Raw genomic sequence first — 7058 nt, forward strand, 5'->3', positions numbered from 1 at the left:
GCGAGAACCCCCGACCACCAAAACCAGTTATTTGGCAGTTTGTTATGAACAGGTAAGGTAACATTTTCCATAACCAAGTCTTCAGCAGCAACCGCATTACCTTCAACTTCCAAACCTGTTTTGCAATTTCGAACAGTTACCCTCGATAAAGTCTGTCCCCACATCCACTCACTTCTTATTCCAATATCGAAACCATCAACGATTGTGTCCTCCACAATGTTAGGGCCGTTGAGTTCCATAAATGAGTTGATACCGATATGACCTCGGCCGGTTATTCTAACATTTTTGATAATGCCGGTGTTATTTGAGAAGAAGCGGATGCCATCCGTGTTCGGATTGTTGCCAACGTCAATGGTCAAGTTGCAAAGGGTTCGCATAAACCAATCGGCAGAACCAGGGTCTTTATCGCGCGGATGCGTCTGTAGAACCGCACCAACATTTATCCCATTGTCCAATCGGATGACGGCTCCGTCACGCGATTGACCATAAATCCAAGGCCCTATTCCTGCCCTGTCCGTCGGCAAGTTGACCGTGAGCGTTCTGGTGATACGGTAGGTCCCATTGGGGATGTAAAGTACTTTTGTATTCATATCGCTCCCGCAGCTTAGATGAATGCCTTTTTGAAGAGCTTCTGTATCATCGTGAATGCCATCGCCTTTCGCCCCCAAATGGCGTTTTAAGTCAATTACCGCCTTTAAGTCGTTTGGGAAAACAATACCACCGGTTCCTCCACAACCGATAAGGCCAAATGAAACGGCATTATTTGATACAAGGCGAGACAATCGCTCTACGGCGATAGCCTCTTCCTTACTCCCCAAAGGCAACCCGATAGCCGCCATAGAGGTGAGCACATACGAAAGAAACTTCCGCCGTGTCTCCAGATAACGATGGAAAAGAACAGACATACCTTTCCTGCTCCAAACATAAATCTTTGCTTGTAGGGGTAGAAGTTATTTCTACTTTTGAATTGGCATGTCCTCCTAGATTTATCCCTAATCCCCCACAGCCGCTAGCCGATAATCAAGCTGGTATTTTTCGGAGGTTTGCCATGTGTTTACCGAAAATCTCTTGGGGGAAAATAGGCGGATTCTGCTTGCTGCTTGCCCTTCTGGCCGGTTGCGGGAGCGGGGGCACCGGCTCCCTCCCCTTTAGTTCCAGCGCCACCATCGGGCTTCCTGGCGACCATGCCGGCAGTTCCGCCTCTGGGGGCGTCACCGTTTTGCCAAGCAGCGGCGGATGCACCGATTCGACCTATCTGCCCAACTTCGCCGCGGCCGATGACCCGGCCACAGGCTTACCAAACCGCCTGTATCACTGGACCCATTTCCCGCTGAACGTCTATATCGTCAGCAGCAATCTGGCCACGCCTGATCGCATTGCCCAAGCCATGAACGGTTTCAGTTGGTGGTCGCAGGCGCTGGGCACGGTAGGGCAGTTCAATTTGGTCAGCAGCGCCACCCAGGCCAACATCACCGTGCAGTTTGAAAACATGGGGCTTACGAACTATGGCGCCATTACCGACTATACGGTGAATGGGAGCGGTGAGATGCAAAGCGCCACCATCACGTTCAATATGACCTACCTAACGGGCGTGCCCAGCATTGCACCGGTGGCAGCACACGAGTTTGGCCATGCTTTGGGGCTGGCAGGCCATAGCCCCAACGACACCGATGTGATGAGCGTTAGTCCCAACGTCTACAACCTCACCGGCCTTTCACAAGCCGACATCAACACCATGAAAACGGCCTACTGCGGTGTTAGCTTCACAGTCTCCGGTCGTAAGGCGTCAGAGCAACGCCTCTACTCCGGCTCTATGCCGTTTTTAGAGATGGTGCGCAAGCCCGTTTCCAACCCTCACCGCATCCTCCGCAGACATATAGAGAAGCTGTTAGCGCCTTTCGGGGGAAGGCCGAAATCGAGAGCGGGCTGGATATACCGCCTCTCTAGAGTTTAGGGTAAGGCCACGCAACCACTTCAAGAGGCTTCGAGGGGCAAGGTTACAGGGGCAACACGCTCGGCGGAACGGTAGGCGGCAAAGGCCACCTCAACGGCACGCAGGCCATCCTCACCGGTAATGGGAACCGGTTTGTTCTCACGCACGGCTTCGGCGAAAGCGCTGATAAGGCCGTCATCCATATTGCCGCCCCAGTTATGCCAGGTGATGCTTTTGTCACGATCTGAATAGAGCACGAGGTTTTGGCTGAACATATCCATCGAAAGGGTGCCTTTGTTGGTAACCACCTCCAAGGTAACGTCGCCCCAGGTGGGAAAGCACTTAGGGCGCGACCAGGAGGCATCGAGGGTGGCAAAAACTCCGTTCTCAAACGTAAGGCTGAGAAAGCTTACGTCGTCAAAAGGTTTGTGTTCGATGCCGTTGCTGATCTCGGCATAGACCTGTTTTACTTCCGAGCGGGTAAGCCAACGCATAAGGTCTACCACATGCACGGTGTGATCGATGGTGGCCCCACCGCCCGATTCGGAGAGGATGTTGAACCACCCTCCTGGGTTGCGCCCGCGATTGGTGCCCCGAAAGGCCAGGATGGTGCCAGCATCCCCCTGATCGAGGCGAGCTTTCAGGCGCTGCATCACCGGAGAATAGCGACAGGGAAAGGAGATCATCAGCTGCACCCCGGCCGCCTTACAGGCGGCGATCATGGCCTCCCCATCGCTCATCGAGGTTGCAATGGGCTTTTCACAGAGCACATGCTTGCCGGCAGCGGCGGCCATTTCGGTTAGCTTGCGATGTCGGGCATTCTCACTGCAGATCACCACCGCCTGCACGCGCGAATCGGCCAAAAGCGCTTCATAATCGGGAAACACTTCGGTTTGAAACTGCTCTGCTTTCCTTCGCGCCCGCTCCGGATCGTGATCGGCGATTCCCACCAACTCCGTATCGGGTCGCGATACAATGCAGTGCGCGTAGCTATCTGCATGAAGATGCGCAAACGACATGATCCCGATGCGCACCGGTTCCGTCGAAGCCATAAACCATCTCTCTCCTGTTTACGGGTTTCTCTTTTTTAATTCGACGCCCTCTCGGTTTCTCCTGCAACCGAGCCTATCGCGGTTCTCAGCGTGCATCGCGCCGCATTCCTCGGGTGAGGTCGGCCAACAGAGGAGGGCGATGAAGCATGAGAGCGTGGGTGTCGAGCTGGTGTGTGCTCTCCTCCACCGAAGCCGTAGGGCAGTTCTCCCAGCAGAAAAAGCGAAACCGAAACAGATGGGTTCCTTTATCAGATAGCTCTACCCGAACAGGGCGGCCGGGATGGGGGTCGTGATGCGCCATGAGGGCGTTGCGCAGCAGGGTTAGGCGGATAAGCTCCGAGGTGGCATCGGCGGCAAAAACATCCGGGCAGACCACTCCCACCTGAGAGCCATCTTCAAGAACCATCAGCATGCCGTCTCGGATCGGGCGTTCTGCTCCGTCGTTCGCCCGTTCGAGCCACCCTCCGGGGATGCCATCGTAGCGCCTTACCGCCGGGCGAGGCAGCGGAACCACCAGCTTAAGCACCTTCCTCGGCTCCATCCAGCAGAGGCTCAAGCGCAGCTCCACAAACGCTTCCCCCGCATAAACCCGCCATTCGGCGCGAAGTGGGCTTGCCCCCAACTGCCCCTCTCTATAGAGGGAGCCTATCAGAGGCCCCCGATCGAGGAGGATGGGTGCGCCCCATTGGACTTGAGCCATGGGCTGCGTCGCGTAGCGATCGATTCCATGTGACCACGTATCCGTGGGGTCTTCTAGGAGCACGCAATAGGGAGCCTGCAGCGAGAGAGAGTGGTTGAACTGCAGGTGCTCTCCATCAAAGCGCACGTCACGATCGTTTTGGATGGCCTCTCCCTCTGTTGTAACCCCGGGCAGCGTTTCAGCGGTGGTCCCATGGGGGACAATGCGCGCGATGGTTCGCACCTCGTTCGGCTGAAGGCTCGTGCGAAAGAGAAGCCGGGTAAGTCCATACGAACAGGCCTCCGGCTCCATAAGCTGAAAGGGGATCGGGCGGCCTGCCTCATCTAGCAGCGACGTATCGGAGGGCCATGTTTGCCAATCGAGCCACGGTTCGTGCTCTAGGTAACCCTCAAAAGGGCTATCGGAGGCGTTCATCGCGACGATTCTTTGGCAGGAATCCTCAGGGAACGTTTGAAGCCGTTTGCGCAGCCGCAGATGCAGCGCCTCTTCGGCGTCGGCGATGGCCGCCCCAACCTGTTCGAGAATGGCCGGGTAGGCGGAAGGGATGCAGGTTCCCCCTAAGGTGTCGTGGAACTGGGCAAAACAGACCCTGCGCCAGGCACGCTCGTGCCACTCCTTCGAGGTCTCGCTCTTCAAGCCCTCCGCACTTAGCACCAGCTCCGCTTGGCGCAGCCGATGTTCCGCCTTCCTTACAGCGGTTTTAATGGGCCTGTAAACGCTATAACAGCCTATTGCATGGTGTTGAAGTTCGCCGGTTACAAGCGGCAAGCGCTCGCGTTGCGACGAGACGGCCTCAAAAAAACGGCTTGGGGAGGAAAAAACCATGCGCCAGCCGGGAATGGCCGTGGCGTGCGCCCTACACCAGGCAATTTGAAGTTCTGTGGGGCCGCCGCCATGGTCGCCCAGGCCTACAAAGCACATCGTGTGCTCTATGCCTTCGGGCAATTCGGAAAGCGCGGCCTGTACATGCTCTAGCGTGATGTCGCGCGTTGTGTAGGCGCGCGCAATACGAAACACCGTCACTTCCGGCCCATCCTCAAACCCGCGCCAGCGAAAGAGCCGAGCGGGCAACGGCATCTCATGCTCTTGCGGGCGCATCATAACGTAGAAGTCCTGGCCGAATTGTCGTAGCAGCTTTGGCAGCGTGGCGGCATGGCCAAACGAGTCGATGTTGTAGGCCACCCGAGGAAAGAAGCCGAACCGCTCCTCCAAATAACGCTTGCCAAGGGCGATCTGCTTTTCAACCCCCCAGAAGCTCGGCAGGTTGCAGTCGGGTTGAATCCACCACCCTCCGGCGATCTCCCAACGTCCCTGGCGCACATAGGCGCGAATTCGTTCAAACAGTTCGGGGTCTATCTGCTCTATTTGGTAGAACGCCCATGCCTCCCCTTGTGTAAAGACCAGATCGGGATGGGCATCGAGCCGGTCGCAGGCGCTGCGGCATGTCGCCAGCACCTCGTCCAGGCCTGCCTGCCAGGGCCACAACCAAACGGGGTCTATATGGGCATTGAAAACCAGATGGACGATCTTTTCCAACCGCTCCTCTCCTTTGTAGAAACGCTTTGAAGCGGAGTTGCCGACAGCGGTCAGCCGCGCATGGGGTTGTAGGTGCGAAAGCCACGCACCATTAGCCCCTTTTGGTTCTCTTTGCGCGCCTCTGCAGCGTGCTTTTCGGCCTCCTGACGATTGGCCACCGTTGTGGCCCCTACCACAACGTAGTCTTCTGCTGCCCGATAGCGATGAATAAACACGGGGCGGGGCCGGCTCGAGCGGTTCTCCTGAGAGCCGTGGATGGTGCGCACATGGAAGAAGATGGCGTCGCCGGCCTCTCCGATAATGGGTAAGGCGCTTTCCCATGGCCAGTCCTGCGGGTCGAGGCCGAGATGGGAGAAGGTGTCTATATGGGGCAGCGTGCCCAGCCGATGCGAGCCGGGCACAACATGCAAAGCCCCATTCACCAAGTCGGTATCCACCCCATAGCTTAAACAGGCAACAGGCCCCTCGTAACGGTGCTCGAAGTAGGCCGAATCCTGATGCAGGTTTTTAGGATGCCCACCGACCGGCTCTTTATAGAGACACTGCCCGTTAATAAACAGCTCGATGTTAGGCCCTAAGATGGCCTCCACGATATCGAGCAGGCGGCTATCAAAGGCGCTGCGGAAGAAGGCGGCACTTGTGGTGTAGTTAAACGCCAAGACCATGATCTGCTTATCTCGCGCAAAGTTCGGCGGGGCCGGCAGGAAGAGGGTTCCGTCCGGCGTTACCCATCCCTCAGGCACTTTCACCGCCCGATCCAGCAGGGCAATGGCCTGTTGTGCGGCCGCTTCGATATCTCGTTGTATTTCGGCCAGGTAGGGCTTCATAAGCCCTCGAACGACGAAGCAGCCATGCGTGCGGTAAAGGGCGGCCGCCTGCTGTGGGTCGAGCGCATCGGCGTCCAACTCAATATCTTCCACGCGCGTGGTCGTAGGTTGGAAAGTTGCGGCGGTGATGGTCATATCTCTTGCTTCCTAGAGGGTTCGTTTTCGTCCTGTTCTCAGCCAGGATTAGGTTGCAACCTAGCATATCCCACCGGATAGCATCCGGTAGCGTGTAGTTTCAGTCCTGTTCTCAGCCAGGATTAGGTTGCAACTGCAAAGACTTCAATGTCTCCACACCTACGGTGTTCTGGTTTCAGTCCTGTTCTCAGCCAGGATTAGGTTGCAACTTATCCTCATGACTTGCGTTACGCAAGCCATCGAAGGGTTTCAGTCCTGTTCTCAGCCAGGATTAGGTTGCAACGCCGTATTGCAACGCCATCGCCGCTCCTTCGGGGCCAGTTTCAGTCCTGTTCTCAGCCAGGATTAGGTTGCAACCACAGATACAGGTGAATTATCCTGTCCCGAATTTTAGGTTTCAGTCCTGTTCTCAGCCAGGATTAGGTTGCAACGTGCGAGTTTCCGCTTGAGGCGTTTGCCTTTACCTTCTGTTTCAGTCCTGTTCTCAGCCAGGATTAGGTTGCAACCTCAACTCCTCGATCGGTTCCGATGTCTGGGGCAAGTTTCAGTCCTGTTCTCAGCCAGGATTAGGTTGCAACGGAATGCATGAAGACGGGCACGCACCATGCCGGCATAATATGTTTCAGTCCTGTTCTCAGCCAGGATTAGGTTGCAACAACGCATTCTTCGACGGCAATACAGCGGCGTTTGGAGAATTTGTTTCAGTCCTGTTCTCAGCCAGGATTAGGTTGCAACCCGACATGATACCTTTATATTACCCAACTATCCGCATGATTCCTTCTCATCCTAACCCCGATACCCAAAATTTTTTATAACCCAACCCACAAGCCAAGGTCATCGAAAATCGTTACTCTCATCCGGCCGGTTTTGCCCTA

The 7058-nt window shown here is 55.9% G+C and carries 5 protein-coding genes and 1 CRISPR repeat array; of the genes, 1 reads left to right on the plus strand and 4 read right to left on the minus strand.

The window, feature by feature from the left end:
* The coding region (locus VKV29_RS06125) for a glycosyl hydrolase family 28-related protein (protein WP_324200424.1) at positions 1-905 on the minus strand (905 nt) is incomplete at its 3' end.
* 143 nt (positions 906-1048) lie between these two features.
* Here VKV29_RS06125 and VKV29_RS06130 point away from each other — a divergent pair.
* Entirely contained in the window at positions 1049-1954 is a 906-nt protein-coding gene (locus VKV29_RS06130; protein WP_324200425.1) for a matrixin family metalloprotease, read from the plus strand.
* 20 nt (positions 1955-1974) lie between these two features.
* Here the strand turns inward: VKV29_RS06130 and VKV29_RS06135 are convergent, their stop codons facing one another.
* The 3 genes from VKV29_RS06135 to VKV29_RS06145 all read right to left on the minus strand — a co-directional run bounded on the left by VKV29_RS06135 (position 1975) and on the right by VKV29_RS06145 (position 6183).
* Complete coding sequence (locus tag VKV29_RS06135; protein ID WP_324200426.1) at positions 1975-2985, minus strand: Gfo/Idh/MocA family oxidoreductase; 1011 nt, start codon at positions 2983-2985, stop codon at positions 1975-1977.
* 85 nt (positions 2986-3070) lie between these two features.
* Positions 3071-5221: a hypothetical protein gene (locus VKV29_RS06140; RefSeq protein WP_324200427.1), complete on the minus strand. Its 2151-nt coding sequence runs from the start codon at positions 5219-5221 to the stop codon at positions 3071-3073.
* A gap of 50 nt (positions 5222-5271) precedes the next feature.
* Positions 5272-6183, minus strand: coding sequence for a phytanoyl-CoA dioxygenase family protein (locus tag VKV29_RS06145; protein WP_324200428.1), 912 nt, complete (start codon positions 6181-6183; stop codon positions 5272-5274).
* Between the two features lie 23 nt (positions 6184-6206).
* Positions 6207-6918: a CRISPR direct-repeat array (repeat unit 37 nt; unit sequence GTTTCAGTCCTGTTCTCAGCCAGGATTAGGTTGCAAC).
* The last annotated feature ends 140 nt before the right edge of the window (positions 6919-7058 follow it).

This window comes from Chthonomonas sp. (assembly GCF_035294165.1).
Taxonomy (GTDB): domain Bacteria; phylum Armatimonadota; class Chthonomonadetes; order Chthonomonadales; family Chthonomonadaceae; genus Chthonomonas.

Excerpts from the sequence above, each read along its gene's own strand:
- VKV29_RS06130 (WP_324200425.1), top strand. The coding sequence starts at position 1,049 with ATGTGTTTACCGAAAATCTCTTGGGGGAAAATAGGCGGATTCTGCTTG.
- VKV29_RS06135 (WP_324200426.1), bottom strand. The coding sequence starts at position 2,985 with ATGGCTTCGACGGAACCGGTGCGCATCGGGATCATGTCGTTTGCGCAT.
- VKV29_RS06145 (WP_324200428.1), bottom strand. The coding sequence starts at position 6,183 with ATGACCATCACCGCCGCAACTTTCCAACCTACGACCACGCGCGTGGAA.